26 protein-coding genes are annotated in these 19,212 nt (G+C 64.0%); 22 read left to right on the plus strand and 4 right to left on the minus strand.

What is annotated here, in order from left to right:
• Nucleotides 1–2: 2 nt before the first annotated feature.
• The 14 genes from rpmC to map all read left to right on the plus strand — a co-directional run bounded on the left by rpmC (nt 3) and on the right by map (nt 8,427).
• Nucleotides 3–332 carry a 50S ribosomal protein L29 gene (rpmC, locus tag AC1DK9_RS03170; RefSeq protein ID WP_056737810.1) on the plus strand — a complete coding sequence of 110 codons (330 nt, stop codon included), beginning with the start codon at nt 3–5 and terminating at the stop codon, nt 330–332.
• The gene (gene rpsQ / locus AC1DK9_RS03175) at nt 329–637 is read left to right on the plus strand and encodes a 30S ribosomal protein S17 (protein WP_056737811.1); all 309 of its coding nucleotides are present in this window, start codon (nt 329–331) and stop codon (nt 635–637) included. The genes rpmC and rpsQ overlap by 4 nt, the downstream gene beginning before the upstream one ends.
• A gap of 636 nt (nt 638–1,273) precedes the next feature.
• Nucleotides 1,274–1,642: a 50S ribosomal protein L14 gene (gene rplN, locus AC1DK9_RS03180; protein WP_003803789.1), complete on the plus strand. Its 369-nt coding sequence runs from the start codon at nt 1,274–1,276 to the stop codon at nt 1,640–1,642.
• A gap of 3 nt (nt 1,643–1,645) precedes the next feature.
• On the plus strand, nt 1,646–2,005 hold the full coding sequence (gene rplX, locus AC1DK9_RS03185; RefSeq protein ID WP_066436866.1) for a 50S ribosomal protein L24: 360 nt from the start codon (nt 1,646–1,648) through the stop codon (nt 2,003–2,005).
• Nucleotides 2,005–2,586, plus strand: a complete 582-nt coding sequence (gene rplE, locus AC1DK9_RS03190) for a 50S ribosomal protein L5 (protein ID WP_056425240.1) — start codon at nt 2,005–2,007, stop codon at nt 2,584–2,586. The genes rplX and rplE overlap by 1 nt, the downstream gene beginning before the upstream one ends.
• A gap of 79 nt (nt 2,587–2,665) precedes the next feature.
• A complete protein-coding gene (rpsH, locus tag AC1DK9_RS03195) occupies nt 2,666–3,064 on the plus strand; it encodes a 30S ribosomal protein S8 (RefSeq protein WP_056737814.1) in 399 nt (132 codons plus the stop codon).
• Nucleotides 3,065–3,082: 18 nt separating this feature from the next.
• Nucleotides 3,083–3,619, plus strand: a complete 537-nt coding sequence (gene rplF / locus AC1DK9_RS03200; RefSeq protein ID WP_028269576.1) for a 50S ribosomal protein L6 — start codon at nt 3,083–3,085, stop codon at nt 3,617–3,619.
• Nucleotides 3,620–3,621: 2 nt separating this feature from the next.
• Nucleotides 3,622–4,005, plus strand: a complete 384-nt coding sequence (gene rplR, locus AC1DK9_RS03205) for a 50S ribosomal protein L18 (protein ID WP_018773674.1) — start codon at nt 3,622–3,624, stop codon at nt 4,003–4,005.
• A 26-nt stretch (nt 4,006–4,031) separates the two neighbouring features.
• Nucleotides 4,032–4,712: a 30S ribosomal protein S5 gene (gene rpsE / locus AC1DK9_RS03210; protein WP_173403037.1), complete on the plus strand. Its 681-nt coding sequence runs from the start codon at nt 4,032–4,034 to the stop codon at nt 4,710–4,712.
• Nucleotides 4,713–4,715: 3 nt separating this feature from the next.
• Nucleotides 4,716–4,922 (plus strand): 50S ribosomal protein L30, encoded by a 207-nt coding sequence (rpmD, locus tag AC1DK9_RS03215; protein ID WP_056626615.1) that lies wholly within the window; start codon nt 4,716–4,718, stop codon nt 4,920–4,922.
• Entirely contained in the window at nt 4,923–5,417 is a 495-nt protein-coding gene (rplO, locus tag AC1DK9_RS03220; RefSeq protein ID WP_476862363.1) for a 50S ribosomal protein L15, read from the plus strand.
• 187 nt (nt 5,418–5,604) lie between these two features.
• Entirely contained in the window at nt 5,605–6,915 is a 1,311-nt protein-coding gene (gene secY / locus AC1DK9_RS03225; protein WP_476862362.1) for a preprotein translocase subunit SecY, read from the plus strand.
• Between the two features lie 5 nt (nt 6,916–6,920).
• Entirely contained in the window at nt 6,921–7,490 is a 570-nt protein-coding gene (locus AC1DK9_RS03230; RefSeq protein WP_476862361.1) for an adenylate kinase, read from the plus strand.
• Between the two features lie 109 nt (nt 7,491–7,599).
• The gene (map, locus tag AC1DK9_RS03235) at nt 7,600–8,427 is read left to right on the plus strand and encodes a type I methionyl aminopeptidase (RefSeq protein WP_476914970.1); all 828 of its coding nucleotides are present in this window, start codon (nt 7,600–7,602) and stop codon (nt 8,425–8,427) included.
• 129 nt (nt 8,428–8,556) lie between these two features.
• Here map and AC1DK9_RS03240 read toward each other — a convergent pair whose 3' ends face one another.
• From AC1DK9_RS03240 to AC1DK9_RS03250, 3 genes are all read right to left on the minus strand, one after another.
• A complete protein-coding gene (locus AC1DK9_RS03240) occupies nt 8,557–9,903 on the minus strand; it encodes an ABC transporter substrate-binding protein (RefSeq protein WP_476914971.1) in 1,347 nt (448 codons plus the stop codon).
• A gap of 65 nt (nt 9,904–9,968) precedes the next feature.
• Nucleotides 9,969–10,895: a carbohydrate ABC transporter permease gene (locus AC1DK9_RS03245; protein WP_476862358.1), complete on the minus strand. Its 927-nt coding sequence runs from the start codon at nt 10,893–10,895 to the stop codon at nt 9,969–9,971.
• Entirely contained in the window at nt 10,892–11,842 is a 951-nt protein-coding gene (locus AC1DK9_RS03250) for a carbohydrate ABC transporter permease (RefSeq protein ID WP_476862357.1), read from the minus strand. The genes AC1DK9_RS03245 and AC1DK9_RS03250 overlap by 4 nt, the downstream gene beginning before the upstream one ends.
• Nucleotides 11,843–12,076: 234 nt before the next feature.
• On the opposite strand from AC1DK9_RS03250, the gene AC1DK9_RS03255 reads away from it, so the two are divergent.
• The 8 genes from AC1DK9_RS03255 (at nt 12,077) to AC1DK9_RS03290 (ending at nt 17,334) form a co-directional block, all read left to right on the plus strand.
• Nucleotides 12,077–13,036 (plus strand): P1 family peptidase, encoded by a 960-nt coding sequence (locus AC1DK9_RS03255; RefSeq protein ID WP_476862356.1) that lies wholly within the window; start codon nt 12,077–12,079, stop codon nt 13,034–13,036.
• Nucleotides 13,037–13,217: 181 nt separating this feature from the next.
• Nucleotides 13,218–13,439, plus strand: coding sequence for a translation initiation factor IF-1 (infA, locus tag AC1DK9_RS03260; protein ID WP_009358723.1), 222 nt, complete (start codon nt 13,218–13,220; stop codon nt 13,437–13,439).
• A 69-nt stretch (nt 13,440–13,508) separates the two neighbouring features.
• Nucleotides 13,509–13,622 (plus strand): 50S ribosomal protein L36, encoded by a 114-nt coding sequence (gene rpmJ, locus AC1DK9_RS03265; RefSeq protein WP_009358722.1) that lies wholly within the window; start codon nt 13,509–13,511, stop codon nt 13,620–13,622.
• A gap of 183 nt (nt 13,623–13,805) precedes the next feature.
• Nucleotides 13,806–14,180 (plus strand): 30S ribosomal protein S13, encoded by a 375-nt coding sequence (rpsM, locus tag AC1DK9_RS03270; RefSeq protein ID WP_476862355.1) that lies wholly within the window; start codon nt 13,806–13,808, stop codon nt 14,178–14,180.
• Nucleotides 14,181–14,231: 51 nt separating this feature from the next.
• Nucleotides 14,232–14,633 (plus strand): 30S ribosomal protein S11, encoded by a 402-nt coding sequence (rpsK, locus tag AC1DK9_RS03275; protein ID WP_018773682.1) that lies wholly within the window; start codon nt 14,232–14,234, stop codon nt 14,631–14,633.
• Nucleotides 14,634–14,759: 126 nt separating this feature from the next.
• Entirely contained in the window at nt 14,760–15,770 is a 1,011-nt protein-coding gene (locus tag AC1DK9_RS03280) for a DNA-directed RNA polymerase subunit alpha (protein ID WP_024366109.1), read from the plus strand.
• A gap of 75 nt (nt 15,771–15,845) precedes the next feature.
• Nucleotides 15,846–16,412 (plus strand): 50S ribosomal protein L17, encoded by a 567-nt coding sequence (rplQ, locus tag AC1DK9_RS03285; protein ID WP_476914972.1) that lies wholly within the window; start codon nt 15,846–15,848, stop codon nt 16,410–16,412.
• Nucleotides 16,413–16,443: 31 nt separating this feature from the next.
• Entirely contained in the window at nt 16,444–17,334 is an 891-nt protein-coding gene (locus tag AC1DK9_RS03290; RefSeq protein ID WP_476914973.1) for a tRNA pseudouridine synthase A, read from the plus strand.
• 123 nt (nt 17,335–17,457) lie between these two features.
• Here the strand turns inward: AC1DK9_RS03290 and AC1DK9_RS03295 are convergent, their stop codons facing one another.
• Nucleotides 17,458–19,146 (minus strand): sensor histidine kinase, encoded by a 1,689-nt coding sequence (locus AC1DK9_RS03295; protein WP_476914974.1) that lies wholly within the window; start codon nt 19,144–19,146, stop codon nt 17,458–17,460.
• Nucleotides 19,147–19,212: the final 66 nt, after the last annotated feature.

Consider the following 19,212-nt stretch of genomic DNA (forward strand, 5'->3'; position numbering starts at 1 on the left):
AAATGGCAGTAGGGTCGAAGGATCTCGCACCCGCACAGCTGGACGGTTTCGACAACGAGCGTCTCGTTGAAGAACTCCGCAAGTCCAAGGAAGAGCTGTTCAACCTGCGTTTCCAGTCCGCCACCGGTCAGCTGGAGAACCACGGTCGTCTGCGCGCGGTAAAGAAGGACATCGCACGCATCTACACCGTTCTCCGTGAGCGCGAGCTGGGCATTCGTGCCGAGGTTGCCGCACCGGTTGTGGAAGCCAAGGAAGAAAAGAAGTCCAAGAAGGCTGCAACCAAGAAGGCTGACAAGGCTGAAACGGTTGAGACCGAGGAGGACGCCAAGTGAGTGAAAAGGACGAGAACGTGACGGAAACTGTTTCCGACGCAGCTAAGGCTGACGAGCGCGGTTACCGTAAGACGAAGCGCGGCTACGTGGTCTCGGACAAGATGGAAAAGACCATCGTTGTCCAGGTCGAAGACCGCGTGAAGCACGCCCTCTACGGCAAGGTCATGCGCCGCAACACGAAGATCAAGGCTCACGACGAAGAGAACAGCGCCGGCATCGGCGACCTGGTTCTCCTCGCCGAGACCCGCCCGCTCTCCGCTACCAAGCGGTGGCGCCTGGTGGAGATCCTCGAGAAGGCCAAGTAACACCTGCAGCTGCCCCGCAAGGGGATCTGCGCCGAAACCCCCGTTCCCTCCTGGGAGCGGGGGTTTCGTCGTTCCCGACGCTCCCTCACTTCTGGCGCGTTTGTGGGGGACGCTCCCTCAGGTGTGGCGCTTTCCTATGGGACGCTCCCTCAGCTGTGGCGTGTTCGTGGGGGACGCTCCCTCACCTTAGTTCGCCCGCTGGTTGGCGCTCGTGAAGGCCGGCAGGAAGACATGCTCAGCATGATGTGAGGGAGCGTCGGGGCCGCGCGCGCCGGATGTGAGGGAGCGTTGGGGGAGTGGGCGCCAAAAGTGAGGGAGCATCGGGGGATTGGACGCCAAAAGTGAGGGAGCGTCTGTGGTATTGGCCGATTCTACGACGGGGCCCCGGCCGTGCTAGGATATTGAGTTTGTATGGCGCCTTTCGTGCGTCATCATCAACCTCGTAAACAATCGTGCCACGGCATAGTGCCCCCTCGCGCCTCGCGCACCCGGGATGCAACTGTTTTTGGCACGGGCGTTTAGGCTTGGTCTGGCAAAATCCAGGCAGGTCAAGAGACACCCCGATCAACCGTTCCGCAAGGCTCATTCCGTAGCAAGATCACGGCCTGAGAACCGGCGCGACGCAAGGAGTAAATAGTGATTCAGCAGGAGTCGCGACTCAAGGTCGCCGACAACACGGGTGCTAAGGAAATCCTTACCATTCGCGTTCTCGGTGGATCTGGCCGTCGCTACGCAGGCATCGGCGACGTGATCGTCGCTACCGTCAAGGACGCAATTCCGGGCGGCAACGTAAAGAAGGGCGACGTCGTCAAGGCTGTCATCGTCCGTACCAAGAAGGAACGCCGCCGTGCGGATGGTTCCTACATCAAGTTTGACGAGAACGCAGCTGTGATCCTGAAGAACGACGGTGACCCCCGCGGTACCCGTATCTTCGGACCGGTTGGTCGTGAACTTCGCGACAAGAAGTTCATGAAGATCGTTTCTCTGGCTCCGGAGGTGCTCTAGTCCATGGCTAAGATCAAAAAGGGTGACCTCGTTCAGGTCATCACTGGCGCCAAGGCTGAGCGCGGCGGCGACCGTGGCAAGCAGGGCAAGGTTCTGCGCGTATTCCCGGAGACCAACCGCGTGTTGGTCGAAGGCATTAACCGCGTGACCAAGCACACCAAGGTCGGTCAGTCGCAGCGCGGCACCAAGACCGGTGGCATCGAGGTCGTTGAGGCTTCGATCCACATCTCCAACGTGGCTCTGGTTGACCCGTCCACCAAGAAGCCCACCCGCGTCGGTTTCCGCACCGAGACCGTTGAGCGCGATGGCGTGAAGCGTGAAGTGCGTGTCCGCGTGGCCAAGAGCTCAGGGAAGGACATCTAATGACTGAGACTCTCGAGACTCCGGCAAGCAAGATCGTTCCTCGTCTGAAGACCAAGTACGCGGATTCCATCAAGAGCTCGCTCGTTGAGGAATTCAAGTACGAGAACGTCAACCAGGTTCCCCGTCTGGTAAAGGTCGTTGTGAACATGGGTGTTGGAGATGCCGCTAAGGACTCCAAGCTGATCGACGGCGCTGTCCGCGATCTGACCCTGATCACCGGCCAGAAGCCGCAGGTAACCAAGGCCCGCAAGTCGATCGCACAGTTCAAGCTGCGCGAAGGCATGCCGATCGGTGCGCACGCAACTCTGCGTGGCGACCGTATGTGGGAATTCCTGGACCGTCTGGTCACGCTGGCACTGCCGCGTATCCGCGACTTCCGGGGCCTCAGCGGCAAGCAGTTCGACGGCAACGGCAACTACACCTTCGGTCTGACCGAGCAGGTTATGTTCCACGAGATCGACCAGGATTCCATCGACCGCGTTCGCGGTATGGACATCACCGTCGTGACCACTGCCAAGACCGACGACGAAGGCCGCGCGCTGCTCAAGGCGCTTGGCTTCCCGTTCAAGACCGAAGATTAATCTAGCTACGTAAAAGGTCCGGCTGCCTGGCTCTGTTCCAGGACAGCGGAAACCGTTATGAGGAAGGGCAAGAGCCCACATGACTATGACAGATCCTGTCGCAGATATGCTTACGCGTCTGCGCAATGCAAACTCGGCATACCACGATTCCGTGTCTATGCCTTACAGCAAGCTCAAGGCACGCGTTGCTGACATCCTGAAGGCAGAAGGCTTCATCGCCTCCTGGAAGGAAGAAGACGCGGAGGTTGGCAAGAAGCTGACCCTCGAGCTCAAGTTCGGTCCGAACCGCGAGCGTTCCATCGCTGGTGTTCGTCGTATTTCCAAGCCGGGACTGCGCGTTTACGCAAAGTCCACCAACCTGCCGCACGTGCTCGGTGGCCTGGGTATCGCAATCCTGTCCACCTCTTCCGGCCTCTTGACTGACAAGCAGGCCGGCAAGAAGGGCGTGGGCGGCGAAGTCCTCGCTTACGTCTGGTAACGGGAAAGGAAGAGAATAATGTCACGTATTGGACGTCTCCCCATCACCGTTCCTGCCGGCGTTGAGGTCAAGGTTGACGGCTCTGTCGTCAGCGTCAAGGGTTCCAAGGGCGAGCTGAGCCACACTGTGGCCAGCCCGATCGAGGTCACCCTGGAAGATGGCACCCTGACTGTCGCCCGCCCGAACGACGAGCGCGCCTCCCGTTCGCTGCACGGCCTGACCCGCACCCTGATCGCCAACATGATCCAGGGCGTTACCGCAGGCTACGAGAAGAAGCTTGAGATTGTCGGTACCGGTTACCGCGTCCAGGCCAAGGGTTCTGACCTGGAGTTCGCTCTGGGCTACAGCCACCCGGTCAACGTCTCGGCTCCGAACGGCATCACCTTTGCAGTTGAGACCCCGACCAAGCTCTCTGTTTCAGGTATCTCCAAGCAGCAGGTCGGCGAGGTTGCTGCCAACATTCGCAAGCTGCGGAAGCCGGACCCCTACAAGGGCAAGGGCATCCGCTACGCCGGCGAAGTCATCCGCCGCAAGGTCGGAAAGGCTGGTAAGTAACCATGGCCATCGCAATTAACAAGAAGCGTACGAACAAGAGCAAGTCTGCCCAGCGCAGCCGCCGCCAGCTTCGTATCCGCAAGCGCATCTCCGGTACGGCTGTACGTCCGCGTCTGGTCGTCAACCGTTCCGCACGCCACGTATTCGTCCAGGTTGTCGATGACACCAAGGGCCTGACCGTAGCGAGCGCGTCCACTTTGGAAGCCGACCTTCGTGCATTCGACGGTGACAAGACCGCCAAGGCCAAGCGCGTTGGCGAGCTCGTTGCCGAGCGTGCCAAGGCTGCCGGTATCGAAGCTGTTGTCTTCGACCGCGGTGGTAACAAGTACCACGGCCGGATCGCCGCCGTCGCTGACGGCGCACGTGAAGGTGGGCTGGCACTGTGACCGAAAATAACGAAAAGGACATTCAGGTGACTGAAGCTGTAGCTGCTCCGGCAACTGAGACCGCTGCGCCTGCTACCACTGACGACCGCCGTGGTGGCGCGCGTCGTGGCGAGCGTGGCGACCGCGGCCAGGGCCGTGGCGACCGTGGTGGCCGTGGTGGCCGCGACGGCGGCCGCGAAGCCGAGAAGAGCCAGTTCGTAGAGCGCGTCGTAACCATCAACCGTGTTTCCAAAGTCGTCAAGGGTGGTCGTCGCTTCAGCTTCACCGCCCTCGTCGTCGTCGGTGACGGCAACGGTATGGTCGGCGTCGGCTACGGCAAGGCTAAGGAAGTTCCCGCCGCCATCGCGAAGGGCGTTGAAGAGGCCAAGAAGTCCTTCTTCCGCGTTCCCCGCATCGGCAGCACCATCCCGCACCGTGTGCAGGGCGAAGCCGCTGCAGGCGTCGTCATGCTGCGTCCGGCTTCCGCCGGTACCGGTGTTATCGCCGGCGGTCCGGTCCGTGCAGTACTGGAGTGCGTGGGCATCCACGACATCCTCTCCAAGTCGCTCGGTTCCTCCAACGCCATCAACATCGTTCACGCGACCGTTGATGCCCTGAAGCGCCTCGAAGAGCCGGCAGCAGTGGCAGCACGCCGCGGCCTCCCGCTCGACGAGATCGCTCCGCCGGCAATGGTGAAGGCTCTCCTGAACCAGAAGGCAGGTGTCTGAGTCATGGCTAAGAACCTGATTCCCTCCGACGCTCAGTTGGAGATCACTCAGATCAAGTCCGCCATTGGCGGCAAGCAGAACCAGCGCGACACCCTTCGGTCCCTCGGCCTGAAGCGGATCGGACACACCGTTGTCCGCACCGCCGACGCCGTGACCGTCGGGATGCTCAACACGGTTCCGCACCTGGTAAAGGTAGAGGAGGCGAAGTAAATGGCAGAGAAGAACACCGCCGAGAAGGCACAGGGCGCCGCTGCTGAGAAGCAGAACGCACTGAAGGTTCACCACCTGCGTCCCGCCCCGGGTGCCAAGACCGCCAAGACCCGCGTTGGTCGTGGTGAAGGTTCCAAGGGTAAGACCGCTGGTCGCGGTACCAAGGGTACGAAGGCCCGCTACCAGATCAAGGCTGGCTTTGCCGGCGGCCAGCTGCCGCTGCACATGCGCCTGCCGAAGCTGCGCGGCTTCAAGAACCCGTTCCGGGTTGAGTACCAGGTTGTAAACCTGGACAAGCTCAACGAGCTGTTCCCGGAAGGTGGCGACGTCACCGTGGAGAACCTGGTTGCTAAGGGCGCCGTTCGCAAGAACCAGCCCGTCAAGGTGCTTGGCACCGGCGACATCACCGTAAAGGTGAACGTCACCGTCCACGCATTCTCGGCCAGCGCCGCAGAAAAGATCGAAGCAGCAGGCGGCAGCACCACCGCCCTCTAACGAGGCGGCGGGGCAGTAGCCCGTTGTAGAAACTCCCGGCACCGTGGGGCTCAGGCCCCCGGTGCCGGGAGTTTTTTCCATTTCACGGCCCCGCCGATTGTTCGCCGGGCGCATCCACCCGTTAGACTCGGTTGTTGGGTTTATTTGACCTATCTCACACGACTTTACTTATTACTCAGGAGGACGCTTGCTTAGCGCATTTGGCCGGGCCTTTCGCACGCCTGATCTGCGACGCAAGTTGTTGTTCACGCTGGGAATCATCACAATCTTCCGCTTGGGTGCCTTCATCCCCTCGCCTGGTGTGAGCTACCAGAATGTCCAGCAATGCTTGCAGAACGGTCAGACCTCGGGCGGGATCTACCAGCTCGTCAACCTGTTCAGCGGCGGTGCATTGCTGCAGGTCTCGATCTTCGCGCTCGGGATCATGCCGTACATCACGGCCAGCATCATCGTCCAGCTGCTCCGCGTGGTCATTCCCCGGTTCCAGCAGCTCTACGAAGAGGGCGCTTCGGGCCAGTCCAAGCTGACCCAGTACACCCGGTACCTGACGATCGCGCTGGGCCTCCTGAACGCCACGACGCTGGTCTCCCTGGCACGCTCCGGCCAGCTGCTGCCGAACTGCCAGCTGCCGATCATCCCGGATTCAAGCATCATCACCACGATCCTGATCATCATCACGCTGACGGCCGGCACCGGCCTGATCATGTGGATGGGCGAGCTCGTGACGGAGAAGGGCGTGGGCAACGGCATGTCGCTGCTCATCTTCACTTCCATCGCCGCCGGCTTCCCGACCTCCCTCGGCGCGATCTGGAAGGCGCAGGGCCCGGGCACCTTCTTCATGGTGCTCGTCATCGGCCTGCTGACCGTCGCCCTGGTGGTCTTCGTTGAGCAGTCCCAGCGCCGCATCCCGGTGCAGTACGCCAAGCGCATGATCGGCCGCCGCACCGTCGGCGGGACGAGCACCTACATCCCCATCAAGGTGAACATGGCCGGCGTCGTTCCCGTCATCTTCGCTTCCTCGATGCTGTACCTGCCGGGCCTGATCTCCCAGTTCAACCGGCCTGCGCCGGGCGAGCCCGTCGCGCCGTGGGTTGAGTGGATCAACAACAACCTGACCCGCGGTGACCACCCCATCTACATGGCCCTGTACTTCGCCATGATTGTGTTCTTCACTTACTTCTATGTTGCGATCACTTTCAACCCTGAGGAAGTTTCTGACAACATGAAGAAGTACGGCGGCTTCATTCCGGGTATCCGTGCCGGCAAGCCGACCGCGGATTACCTGCAGTATGTGCTTTCCAGGATCACCCTGCCCGGCGCGATCTACCTGGGCTTTGTGGCCCTGATCCCGCTGATTGCCTTGGTCCTGATCAATGCCAACCAGAACTTCCCGTTCGGTGGCACCTCGATCCTGATCATGGTGGGCGTAGGTTTGGAGACCGTCAAGCAGATTGATGCTCAGCTACAGCAGCGTCACTACGAAGGGCTTTTGCGATGACGAGAATGTTGATTATCGGACCTCCCGGTTCCGGCAAGGGAACGCAGGCGGAGCGTATTTCGGAGCGCCTCGGCGTCGTTGCGATCTCCACCGGCGATATCTTCCGGGCCAACGTCAAGGGTGAGACGCCGCTCGGCATTGAAGCCAAGAAGTACATGGACGCGGGCGACTTCGTTCCTGACAGCGTCACCAACAAGATGGTCCGGGACCGCCTCACGGAAGACGACGTCGAAGCCGGCTTCCTGCTGGACGGCTACCCGCGCACCACGGCGCAGGTGGACTACCTCGACGCGATCCTCGCCGACGGCGACCAGAAGCTCGACGTCGTCCTGCAGCTCACGGCCGATGACGAGGAACTCGTCACCCGCCTGCTGGGCCGCGCCAAGGACACCGGACGCAGCGACGACAACGAAGCCGTGATCCGCCACCGCCTGGATCTCTACCACGGCCAGACCGAGGCCGTCGTGGCCAAGTATGCCGACCGCGGCATCCTCACCCAGGTCGACGGCATCGGCGGCATCGACGAGGTCACTGACCGCGTCATGCAGGCCATCAAAGCGGCCCAGTCCGCCTGATCCGGGCCCGTGACTATCGAGGCTCCTCCCGCACTGCCGGGAGGAGCCTCAGCCATTTCTCCGCAAACCCCACGCCGGGCGGAGCGGCACCACCGAAAGGACGCTGAGGATGGCATTCGGCCAGACCCGCATTGAATATAAGACCAACGCCCAGATGCGGACCATGCACGAAGCCGGGCTGGTCCTCAGCCGTGCGCTAGACGCCGCCGTGGCCGCCGCGCTCCCCGGGGTCACCACCCGGGACCTCGACGCCGTGTTCGCCGGCGTGCTCCAGGAAGCAGGGGCGAAGTCCAACTTCCTCGGCTACCACGGGTTCCCGGCGACCATTTGCACCTCGGTCAATGAGGAAGTGGTGCACGGCATCCCGGGCGACCGTGTGCTCAAGGACGGGGACATCATTTCGATCGACGGCGGCGCGATCGTGGACGGCTGGCACTCCGACTCGGCGCGGACCGTCATCGTGGGGACGGCCGACCCGGAGGACCAGCGGCTCTCCGACGTCACCGAGGCGGCCATGTGGCATGGCATAGCGGCGCTGGCCACCGGCAAGTTCGTCGGTGACATCGGCAACGCGGTGGATGACTACGTGTCTTCGGTGCCGGGCAAGCCGCTTGGCATCCTGGAGGATTACGTGGGCCACGGCATCGGCTCCGAGATGCACATGGCCCCGGATGTGCTGAACTACCGGACGAGCCACCGCGGGCCCAAGATCCGTCCCGGGCTTTGCCTGGCGATCGAACCCATGCTGGTCCGCGGCAGCATTGAAACCGCTACCCTCGACGACGACTGGACCGTGGTGACCACCGACGGGAAGCGTTCCTGCCAGTGGGAGCACTCCGTGGCGGTGCACGAGAAGGGGATCTGGGTGCTCTCCGCGCCCGACGGGGGAGCCGCGAAGCTGGCGCCCCTCGGCGTCGTGCCTGTCCCGATCCCGTAGCCGGCCAGCGGGCTCAGCGGCTTGGCCTCAGCGGCTTTGCCTGAGCGGCCATTAAACGACGAATCCCTGGCGATGCTGGACTACCAGCATCGCCAGGGATTCGTCGTATTCTCAGGCAGGGGGCAAGCGTCAGCTCTTCAGCTTCGGCTTCACGTCCTTGGTGTAGATGCCCTCAAGGGTGGTCTTGAGCTCGGTCATGGTGGCCTTGACGTCGCCCTGCTGGGTGAGGATCTTCGCGGCGGCCTTGGCCATCTCCTGGTCCGCGCCCGGCAGGAACACCCGGGCGTTGTCCTGCACGTGCGTGACCGCGAGCTGGTCGATGGCCGTCTTGATCTGCGGCGTCTTGGCGAGCACCGCGGTCATGTCGGCCGAGGTCCGGGTGGGCATGTAGCCGGTGGCGGCCGAGAACGCTGCGGTGTTCTCGGGCTCGGTCATGAACTTCAGGAAGGTCGCGGCAGCGAGCTGGACCTCCTTGCTGACACCGCTGGGGATGCCGAGCCCGGCGCCGCCGGTGGGGCACACGCCGGTTTCCTTCTTCGGACCGCCCGGCAGGAAGCCGACGCCTACGTTGAACTTGGCCGAGTTCAGCACGCCCAGCAGGGAACCGGTGGAAGCGATCGTGGCGGAGGTGATGCCTGCCGCGAAGTCGTCCGCAGCTTCCTTGGAGGAAACACCGGCCCACTTGTCCTTGTAGATCGAGTCCTGGGCCCACTGCAGCGCCTCCACCGACTCGGCGGAATCACAGTTGATGGTCCACTCGTTCGACCAGCTGCCGCCCCAGCCCCAGAGGTTGTTCTGCAGGGTCCAGCCGGCGTATCCGGCCAGCGCCGGGTAAATGTAGGCGTACTGGGCGCCGGAGCTGGCCTTGAGCTTCGGGGCCCACTCGGCGAACTCCTGCCAGGTCTTGGGTGCCCGGTCCGGCAGGCCGGCGGCCTTGAAGTGGTCCTTGTTGTAGTAGAACAGCGGCGTGGAGCGGCCGTAGGGGAGGGCCCACTGCTTGTCGGCGTACTGGTAATCCGCGACGAGCGACTTCTGGAAATCGTCAACCTTGATATCCAGCTGCTTGATCAAGCTGTTGAGCGGGATGATGTTGCCGTTGGTGTAGTACCGGAACCACCAGACGTCCGAGAGCACCACGAGGCCGGGCAGGGCGGACTTGGCCGCCTGCGAGGTCTGGAACTTCTGTGCGATCTCCTCGTAATTGGCGCCCGCGGTGATCAGGTTGACCTTGATCTCCGGGAACTTGGCCTGGAACTTCTCGATAATCGCTTTTTCCACGTCCTGGGACTTGCCCGGGTGGTTGGTCCAGAAGTCGATGGATGAGGCAGGCTTCACGCCGCTGAAATCGATGTCCGCCGCGCCGGAAGCTCCGGTGCCGCCACTCGTGGACGGGCCGCCGCAGGCCGACAGGGCTGCTGCTCCTGCGCCCGCGCCGGCCAGGCCAAGGAAGTGTCTGCGGCCGAGATTGATTGCCATGGTGGATCCTCTCAAAAGGGTTGACTCGTTGTGATGATGGGTTGTTTCGGGGGAGGGAGGTCGGGTCACCCGGTCACGCTGCCCTGGGTGAGTCCGGCCACGATGTAGCGCTGCAGGGCCGCGAAAACCAGCAGGATCGGTACGATCACCAGCACGGCGCCGGCCATCAGGATGCCCCAGCCGGAGCCGTTGCCTTCCGAGTTCTGCAGCAGGGTCAGGCCCACCGGGAGCGTCATGGTTTCCGGGCGGTCGGTGATGATGAGCGGCCAGATGTAGTCGTTCCATTCGCTCACCACGGTGACCAGGGCAACCGTCGCGATGGAGGGACCGGAGACCGGGACGACGACCTGCCAGAGCCGGCGCCAGTGGCCCGCTCCGTCGATCTCGGCAGCTTCCAGGATGGAGCCGGGCAGCGTCATGAAGTGCTGGCGCAGCAGGAACGTGCCGAACGCGGTCCCCAGCCCGGGCAGGATGATTCCCCACAGGGTGTTCTTTCCGCCCATGCCCGCAATCAGGATGTAGTTGGGCAGGATGGACACCTGCGGCGGCACCATGAGGGCGACCAGGATGACGATGAAGATGACGTTCTTGAACGGGAAGCGGACGAAGACCAGGGCGTAGGCCGTCAGGATAGCCAGGATCACCTTGACGGTGGATCCCACCGTGGTGACGATCAGGCTGTTCACGAAGAACTGCGCGAACGGCACCGTCGTCATCGCGACGTGGTAGTTGTCCAGGTTCACGCTCTCCGGGAGGATCTTGAGGTCCGTTGTGACGATCTCCCCGGGCTGCTTGAAGGAGCTCAGCACCATCCAGAACAGCGGCAAGACCACCACGAGGGTGGCGAGGATGAGCGGGAGGTAGCCCGTGGCGATGGTCTGGGCCAGGTTGGCGCGGGAAAACGGCCGTGGGCGCTGCTGCGGATCCTCGGGGCGCTGAACTGGCCCGGTGCTGGCAGCGGGGTCGGGGTTCACGGGAGAGAGTGTGCTCACGAGTAGTGCACCTTCCGTTCTACGAACCGCACCTGCAGCACGGTGATGACCAGGAGGATGGCGAAGAGGACCACGGAGATGGAGGCCGAGTAGCCGGCCCGGTTGAAGGCGCCGAACGCCTGCAGGTAGGCCTCGTAGATCAGGGTGGACGTGCCGTTGCCGAGCGGGGTCATGATCCGGATCAGGTCGAAGGCCTGCAGGGAACTGAGCATCGTGGTGATCAGCAGGAAGAACGTGGTGGGGGAGAGCAGCGGGACCGACATGCTGATGAAGCGGCGGAACCCGTTGGCGCCGTCCAGCGATGCGGCTTCCATGACGTCCTTCGGGAGCGACTGGAGGCCGGCGAGGTAGACGACGGCGCAGTAGCCGAGGTTCTTCCAGATGTAGACGGTGATCACCATGACCAGGGACAGCTGCGGATCGTTGATCCACTGCGGGCTCTGCTGCCCGATGCCGCGGAGCAGCCAGGACAGCACCCCGTAGCCGGGGTCGAAGATGAACAGCCAGACCAAGCCGACGCCGACGCCGCTGAGCACGTAGGGGGCGAAGACGGCGGATCGCGCGAAGGTGGTGCCCCGGACCTTCGAGTTCAGGGCGAGTGCCACCAGCAGCCCGAGCACCATGGAGCCGCCGACCGTGATGACGGTGAAGATGGCCGTGGTGCCCAACACCTTGGGGGCGTCGGCGCTGGTGAAGAAGTTGATGTAGTTGTCCAGGCCGACGACCGTCGCGGAGGCGGAGCCCAGCGTCCAGTCCAGCGTGGAGTAGTAGATGTTGTTGATGAGCGGGAGGTAGGTGAACACCGCTATCAGTGCCAGGTTCGGCAGGGCCAGCGCCAGGAACACAATGAAGTCCCTGCGGGTCCGGGCGGACCAGCGTCCCCGGCGCTGATCCCGTGTGACGGCCCCGGCGGTAGTCGCCGGACTGTCAGTCAATTGTCTAGTCATAGGGGTCTCTAACGGATCCGGGCCTGCCGAGGGCAGGCAGTTGGGCGGGGGGATCAAGAACACTTCACCACACACTGGATGGGCGGAACCCCGCACAAGGCCTTGTCAGAGCATTGTTATGTCAGGCTTCCTTGCCCGTTTACCTCTTGTTGGTTGCAGTATTCCATAACGTTCGTTTGCCAGCCGGGAGATCGCCGCGCCTGATGTCCCGGCAGTGAGGCGCACAATGGAGCCATGACTGCGATTACGGATGTTCCCGGGATCCGAGTGGGTCACGCCTCCCGGACCGGTGAGGGCTGGCTGAGCGGCGTCACGGTGGTCCTGCCACCGCCAGGCACGGCCGGTTCGGTGGACGTCCGGGGCGGCGGCCCCGGTACGCACGAGACCGACGCGCTCGACCCCACCACCCTGAGCACCGCGGTCGATGCCGTGGTCCTGACCGGCGGCAGCGCTTTCGGGCTGGCGGCCGCCCACGGGGCCCAGCGCTGGTGCGAAGAACAGGGGAGGGGCTTCGCGGTAAACGGCGGGGTGGTGCCGATCGTGCCCGCGGCCGCCATCTTCGACCTGGGCCGCGGCGGTGACTTCGGCGCCCGCCCCGACGCCGCGATGGGTTATGCAGCCACGGCCGACGCCGCTTCCCGCCAGGAGGGGCACGACGTCGACCGCGGCAACACCGGAGCCGGCACCGGAGCCCTGATCGGCCGGGGCACGTATAAAGGGGGAGTGGGAACCGCCTCCATCACCCTGGAGAACATCTCCCCGGACGGCCCGGTGGTCGTCGGGGCCCTCGCCGTGGTGAACGCGCTCGGGTTACCTTTTGCGGCGGAAGCCGGCCACGGCCCAGCCGGAACCTCAGTGCCGCCCGCGCTCAACACCACCCTCGTCGTCGTCGCGACGAACGCCATCCTGGACAAGGCGGAGTGCAAGCGCACGGCCTCGGCCGCCCACGCGGGGCTGGCGCGGGCCCTGGACCCCAGTCACACCCTCGCCGACGGGGACACGGTCTTTTGCCTCGCGACCGGGGCGCTCCCGTTGGACCGCAGCAGCGGTGCCGCACGCCAGCTGAGCCTGATTACCCTGCAAAGCGCGGCAGCCGACGTCGTGCGGCTGGCCATCCTGGACGGGATCGCCGCGGCACTCGAGGTGGAGACTCCGGCGGGGCGCTTTCGTGCATACCGGGACCGAGTGCGCTAGCATGGCTGGATTTAACATTCGGCCCGCAATGCCGTAGTGTTGACTGTTGGTTGTCTGCCCTGTTGTGCCCTTTTGTGGCCAGGTGGCTGCAGGCAAGCTAGCAAAACAAGCAATTAAAATCGTCCGCAGTGATCGCCGGTGCAAGCCGGAGGGGCTGTGGCAACAACAGTTAGCGGAGGGTATGGCCAAGAAGGACGGGGTCATTGAGATCGAGGGCGTTGTGACCGAGGCGCTGCCTAACGCGATGTTTCGCGTTGAGCTCACCAACAAGCACATCGTTCTGGCGCACATCTCTGGAAAGATGCGCCAGCACTACATCAGGATTCTCCCTGAGGACCGGGTAGTGGTGGAGCTGAGCCCTTATGACCTGACACGTGGTCGTATCGTCTACCGCTACAAGTAAACACTGGGCGGCCTCGGCAACAGCTGAAGGCCGGACCAGCTGACCAACTGCAACACGCAAAGGAACGCCATGAAGGTCAAGCCGAGCGTCAAGCAGATCTGCGAAAAGTGCAAAGTGATCCGCCGTAATGGCCGGGTCATGGTGATCTGCGAGAACCCGCGCCACAAGCAGCGCCAGGGCTAATTTCCTTCACGGGAAACCCTGGGTTGCTAACCCACGCAAGTAAATAAAAGGCAGCACAAGCTGATCTGGGACACTGAGCAATAACGAGTCCGGACAGCTAACCCCCGGTCGGAGGCTGGGGCCGTACGGATTGTGCGGGTGTACTGCCTACGACCTCCGGTTTATTCAAGGAGCACTGCCACTATGGCTCGTCTCGCTGGCGTAGACATTCCCCGCGAAAAGCGGCTGGAAATTGCGCTTACTTACATCTACGGCGTGGGCAAGACCCGTGCACACGAAACCCTGACTGCCACGGGCATCAGCGCGGACGTTCGGGTCAAGGACCTGTCCGACGCCGAGCTCGTCCAGCTGCGTGACTACATTGAAGGCAACTACAAGGTTGAGGGTGACCTTCGCCGCGAGGTAGCCGCTGACATCCGCCGCAAGGTTGAAATCGGCAGCTACGAAGGCCTGCGTCACCGCAAGGGCCTGCCCGTACGCGGACAGCGTACGAAGACCAACGCCCGTACCCGCAAGGGTCCGAAGCGGACCGTCGCCGGCAAGAAGAAGACCCGCTAAATCCTCCGGGATCAGCTCGTCTTCCCCCAATAACTTTCTGTAGGAGAAATAATGCCCCCGAAGACTCGTGGCGCGGTTCGCAAGCCGCGTAAGAAGGACAAGAAGAATATCGCGCTGGGCCAGGCGCACATCAAGAGCACCTTTAACAACACCATCGTGTCCATCACGGACCCGAACGGTGCTGTCATCTCCTGGGCTTCGTCCGGTGAGGTTGGCTTCAAGGGCTCCCGCAAGTCCACCCCGTTCGCTGCCCAGATGGCCGCCGAAGCCGCCGCAAAGCGTGCACAGGAGCACGGCATGCGCAAGGTTGACGTGTTCGTCAAGGGACCGGGATCCGGACGCGAGACCGCAATCCGTTCGCTGCAGGCCGCTGGCCTCGAGGTTGGATCCATCCAGGATGTAACCCCCAGCGCGCACAACGGCTGCCGCCCGCCGAAGCGCCGCCGCGTCTAAGTCTTAGCCGGTGCTTGCCCGGACCCCCACAGGTCCGGGCAAGCCCAGCCGCGTTAAGTCATTAGACCGATCTTTCCACCACCTGTGTTGCGTCATATAGCGGATGCTCGCCGAAAGGAAACCTAAGTGCTCATTGCACAGCGCCCCACCCTCTCCGAAGAGGTCGTCTCCGATAACCGCTCCCGTTTCATCATTGAACCGCTGGAGCCGGGCTTCGGTTACACCCTCGGAAACTCCCTCCGCCGTACCCTGCTCTCCTCCATCCCCGGTGCCTCTGTAACGAGCATCCGGATCGATGGCGTGCTGCACGAGTTCACCACGGTTCCGGGTGTCAAGGAAGATGTCACCGAGATCATCCTGAACATCAAGAACCTGTCGGTTTCCTCCGAGCACGACGAGCCGGTTGTTGCTTACCTGCGCAAGCAGGGCCCGGGAGTCGTCACCGCCGCGGACATCGCTCCGCCGGCCGGCGTCGAATTCCACAACCCGGATCTGCACATTGCCACGCTGAACTCGAAGGGCAAGTTCGAGCTCGAACTGACCATCGAGCGCGGCCGCGGCTACGTTTCGGCAGCTCAGAACAAGTCCGGCGACTCCGAGATCGGCCGTATCCCGGTCGACTCGATCTACTCGCCGGTGCTGAAGGTTACTTTCCGCGTGGAAGCTACCCGTGTTGAGCAGCGCACCGACTTCGACAAGCTGATTGTCGACGTCGAGACCAAGCAGGCAATCGCCCCGCGCGACGCCGTTGCTTCGGCAGGCACCACCCTGGTGGAACTGTTCGGTCTGGCTCGCGAGCTGAACACCGCAGCTGAAGGTATCGAGATTGGCCCGTCGCCGACGGATGCTGCCCTGGCAGCAGACATGGCCCTGCCGATCGAGGATCTGGACCTCACCGTCCGTTCCTACAACTGCCTCAAGCGTGAGGGCATCCACACCGTGGGTGAACTCGTTGCCCGCTCCGAGGCTGACCTGATGGACATCCGTAACTTCGGTGCGAAGTCCATCGATGAGGTCAAGGCGAAGCTTGTTGAACTGGGTCTGTCCCTCAAGGACTCCCCTCCCGGTTTCGATCTCGCAGCCCGCGCCGCAGCCATCGAAGAGGACGACGCCGCTTTCAGCGACGACGAGCTCTAAAACAGATCTTGGCCAGCAGGCTGGACGCACCGCAGCGTGCACAGCCCGCCGGCTTCCATATGAGGAGAAATAGTTATGCCTACCCCCACTAAGGGTCCGCGCCTCGGAGGCGGCCCGGCTCACGAGCGTCTCATGCTCGCGAACCTGGCAGCTTCACTGTTCGAGCACAAGCGGATCACCACCACGGTGACCAAGGCCAAGCGACTGAAGCCCTACGCAGAGCGCCTGGTGACCTTCGCCAAGCGTGGCGACCTGGCTTCCCGCCGTCGTGTGCTCGGCCTGATCAGCAACAAGGGCGTCGTCCACGAGCTGTTCACCGACATTGCACAGGCAGTGGAGAACCGCGATGGTGGCTACACCCGCATCACCAAGATCGGCAACCGTAAGGGCGACAACGCTCCCATGGCTGTCATCGAACTGGTCCTCGAGCCGGTTTCCGCCAAGCAGGCCGTGGTAGCCGAGGCTACTTCCGCTGCCAAGCGCGACGCCGACAAGGCCGAGGCCGCTCCGGTTGCCGAGACCGAAGCTGCGGAGACCGAAGAGGCCCCCGAGGCTGAGGTTGCAGAGACCGAAGCTGCAGAGACCGAAGAGGCTCCGGCCGCTGAGGAAGCTGCTGCCGAGTCCGAGAAGGACGCGAAGTAATTCGCCAAGGCCTTCTTATAGACTTAAGTCTATGAATGAGCTCAAACCCGCTGCCCCCGTTATGGGGGGCGGCGGGTTTTTGCGTATCCGGCTGGATCTGTCGTACGACGGCCGCCCCTTCAGCGGCTGGGCGCTGCAGCCTGGCCGCCGCACCGTGCAGGGCGTCCTGGAGGAAGCCCTCGCCCTGCTGATCCGACGACCCGTCCGCGTGACCGTGGCCGGGCGCACCGACGCCGGCGTGCACGCACGGGGGCAGGTGGTCCACCTCGACCTGAGCGAGGCGGAATGGCGGGGACTGAACCGAGGGGCCGAGCTTGACCCCTCGGCGGCGCTGCTCCGGCGGCTCCGCGGTGCCCTGAGCCGGGGGCTGGGTGAGCTCAGCGGCGCAATTGAGGTGCACCGCGCTGCCCTGGCCCCGGAAGGCTTCGACGCGCGCTTCTCCGCGCTCTGGCGGCGCTACAGCTACCGGATCGCTGACGGGCCGGCGCTGTGGGACCCGCTCGGCCGGTATACGACGCTCTGGCACAAGGAACGGCTCGACACCGCGTTGCTCAACGAAGGGGCCGCCCAACTGCTGGGACTGCAGGACTTCCGGTCCTACTGCAAGCCCCGCGAAGGCTCCACGACCATCCGGGAATTGCAGCGTTTCGAGTTCACCCGCGGCGCGGACGGCGTCATCGTCGCCACCGTGCAGGCGGACGCCTTCTGCCACAACATGGTTCGCTCGCTTGTGGGGTCGGCGCTCTACGTCGGAGCCGGCATCGAACAGCCCGGGCGGCTGTACGAACGCCTGATCGCCCGGCAGCGGGATGCGCGCTCCGTCCTCGCCGCCCCGCATCCACTGGTACTCGAAGAGGTGGCGTACCCCTCAGCGAGCGGACTGCTGGCCCGGGCCGAACTGACGCGGGCCAGGCGCGAGTAGCCCGGCCGCTGATTTTCCCCACCTTTGCCGCGGCGAAACCCCTACAAGGGGGGCGGGTCGGCGCAACACGCCGGCCGACGGCGTCGAAGCTGGGGAAATGGGGCCCGGCGACTGACCCTGAGACTAAAAAGCGGCCGGATGGCCGTCCGTCGGCAAGTCCACGGTGAAGGTGCTTCCGCAGCCGGGGAGGGTGCTGCAGCTAATGGAGCCGCCGTGGCCCTCCACGATCGCCTTGGTGATGGACAAGCCCAGCCCGGCCCCTGGGATCGCGCCGTCGCGCACCGCCGGGCTCCGGAAGAAGCGGGTGAAGACCCGTTCGGCGTCCGCGGCGGTCATGCCGATGCCGCTGTCCTCCACCTGTAGCAGCACCCGGCCGTCGTCCTCCCTGGCCGTGACAGTGACGGCGCCGCCCTCCGGTGAATACTTGATGGCGTTGGAGACGAGGTTGTCCAGCGCCTGGCCGATCCGCAGCGGGTCCACATTCGCCCACAGCGGCGCCGGCACGTCCATTGCCAGCGAAACGCGCGAGGACTGCGCATGCGCCTGCGCCGAGCCGAGGCTTGCCTCCACCAGCCCGGCCAGGTCGGTTTTCCGCGGGTGGACCTGCACCGCGGAGCTGGCGGACATCAGGAGATCCGAGACGAGCGCCAGCAGCCGCTCGGCATTGCGCTGCGCCACTTCAATCCGGCGCAGCACCGGCAGCGGCAGGTCATCGCCCAACACCAGGTCCAGATTGCCGATGATCGACGTCAGGGGTGTCCGGAACTCGTGCGAAACCGTCGCGACCACGTCCTCCTTGGCGGCGAGGGCATTGACCAGCCCGGTGACCTCGTTGTACACCACGACGGCGCCGCCGAAACCGCCGTCGTCGTCTTTCAGCGGCCTCGCCCCGGTGGACACGACCCGGCTGCCGGGCGCTTCCCCGAAGTAGACCAAGTGGTCCGCGAAGGATTCGCCCTGCTGGGCCCGGCGCAGCGGGCGCCGGCCGGGCGGGAGCGGTGTGGCCTGGTCCCGTCCGGTCAGCAGCAGTTGCTCTTCCCAGCCTGGATCACCTGGCCCGGCCGGCCCGGCGGTTGCCGCGGACGCCTCCAGCCGGGCCTGCCAGCTGTTGGTGAGCAGGCGCCGCCCGTCCGCACCAATCGCGACGATGCCGACGTCGACCGTGTCCAGGATGGTGTTGAGCAGCCGCTCGCGCTCCCGGCTCTCCGCGAGGAGGGCCTGCAACTCCGCCTCCTTGGCTTCAACCCTGCGCTGCTGGCGCCGCAGTTGCGCCCTGACGAACTGCATGGCCAGCGCGACCGCCAGGGTCATCAGTGCCAGCAACACCACTGTGGCGCTGCGGCCGGGGCTGTCTTCGGGGCCAGCGGCGAAACACCACGGCAGGCCTGCCAGCAGCGGTCCGAGGAAGCTGACCGACACGATAGCGGCGGGGGAGAGCTGCGAGGCGGCTATCCAGACGACGGGAAGCACGGACAGCACGCCGAGGCCCGGCACTACTTCCGCGGCGGCGACCCGGCTGAGGCCGATCGCGGCGAGGTCCAGAACCGGAATGACCAGGGAAGCCAGCGGTCCGAACCGCTGCCACGGGACGAGGAGGCAGGCCAGGAGGAGTGCGGCATGGAGCGTGAGGGCCGCCTGGCCCCAACCGCTGGTCAAGTGCAGGTCCCACGCGGCCGGTGTGGACGCCAGGCCGGCGCTGAACAGCAACACAAGCGGGAGCTGGCTGAGCAGCACCCGGGCACGCGGATGCAGGGTTGCTAGGTGGCGGTCCACTCCCGCGCCACGAAACAGCCGCTGTTCATTCAATGCCAAGCGCCCCTTCCTCGCATCTGGAGTTTACATTGCTGTCACACCTGCTTGACATCAAACATATTATTG

It is taken from the genome of Arthrobacter sp. 01T414, assembly GCF_056398965.1.

What these genes read in the sequence shown, in the direction of transcription:
- AC1DK9_RS03250 (WP_476862357.1), bottom strand. Translation starts at nt 11,842, where the DNA reads ATGACTAGACAATTGACTGACAGTCCGGCGACTACCGCCGGGGCCGTC.
- rpsH (WP_056737814.1), top strand. Translation starts at nt 2,666, where the DNA reads ATGACTATGACAGATCCTGTCGCAGATATGCTTACGCGTCTGCGCAAT.
- rplF (WP_028269576.1), top strand. Translation starts at nt 3,083, where the DNA reads ATGTCACGTATTGGACGTCTCCCCATCACCGTTCCTGCCGGCGTTGAG.
- rplQ (WP_476914972.1), top strand. Translation starts at nt 15,846, where the DNA reads ATGCCTACCCCCACTAAGGGTCCGCGCCTCGGAGGCGGCCCGGCTCAC.
- rpmJ (WP_009358722.1), top strand. Translation starts at nt 13,509, where the DNA reads ATGAAGGTCAAGCCGAGCGTCAAGCAGATCTGCGAAAAGTGCAAAGTG.
- rpmD (WP_056626615.1), top strand. Translation starts at nt 4,716, where the DNA reads ATGGCTAAGAACCTGATTCCCTCCGACGCTCAGTTGGAGATCACTCAG.
- AC1DK9_RS03255 (WP_476862356.1), top strand. Translation starts at nt 12,077, where the DNA reads ATGACTGCGATTACGGATGTTCCCGGGATCCGAGTGGGTCACGCCTCC.
- infA (WP_009358723.1), top strand. Translation starts at nt 13,218, where the DNA reads ATGGCCAAGAAGGACGGGGTCATTGAGATCGAGGGCGTTGTGACCGAG.
- AC1DK9_RS03240 (WP_476914971.1), bottom strand. Translation starts at nt 9,903, where the DNA reads ATGGCAATCAATCTCGGCCGCAGACACTTCCTTGGCCTGGCCGGCGCG.
- AC1DK9_RS03290 (WP_476914973.1), top strand. Translation starts at nt 16,444, where the DNA reads ATGAATGAGCTCAAACCCGCTGCCCCCGTTATGGGGGGCGGCGGGTTT.
- rpsM (WP_476862355.1), top strand. Translation starts at nt 13,806, where the DNA reads ATGGCTCGTCTCGCTGGCGTAGACATTCCCCGCGAAAAGCGGCTGGAA.
- rplO (WP_476862363.1), top strand. Translation starts at nt 4,923, where the DNA reads ATGGCAGAGAAGAACACCGCCGAGAAGGCACAGGGCGCCGCTGCTGAG.
- rpsK (WP_018773682.1), top strand. Translation starts at nt 14,232, where the DNA reads ATGCCCCCGAAGACTCGTGGCGCGGTTCGCAAGCCGCGTAAGAAGGAC.
- rplX (WP_066436866.1), top strand. Translation starts at nt 1,646, where the DNA reads ATGGCTAAGATCAAAAAGGGTGACCTCGTTCAGGTCATCACTGGCGCC.
- map (WP_476914970.1), top strand. Translation starts at nt 7,600, where the DNA reads ATGGCATTCGGCCAGACCCGCATTGAATATAAGACCAACGCCCAGATG.
- rplE (WP_056425240.1), top strand. Translation starts at nt 2,005, where the DNA reads ATGACTGAGACTCTCGAGACTCCGGCAAGCAAGATCGTTCCTCGTCTG.
- AC1DK9_RS03230 (WP_476862361.1), top strand. Translation starts at nt 6,921, where the DNA reads ATGTTGATTATCGGACCTCCCGGTTCCGGCAAGGGAACGCAGGCGGAG.
- rplR (WP_018773674.1), top strand. Translation starts at nt 3,622, where the DNA reads ATGGCCATCGCAATTAACAAGAAGCGTACGAACAAGAGCAAGTCTGCC.
- rpmC (WP_056737810.1), top strand. Translation starts at nt 3, where the DNA reads ATGGCAGTAGGGTCGAAGGATCTCGCACCCGCACAGCTGGACGGTTTC.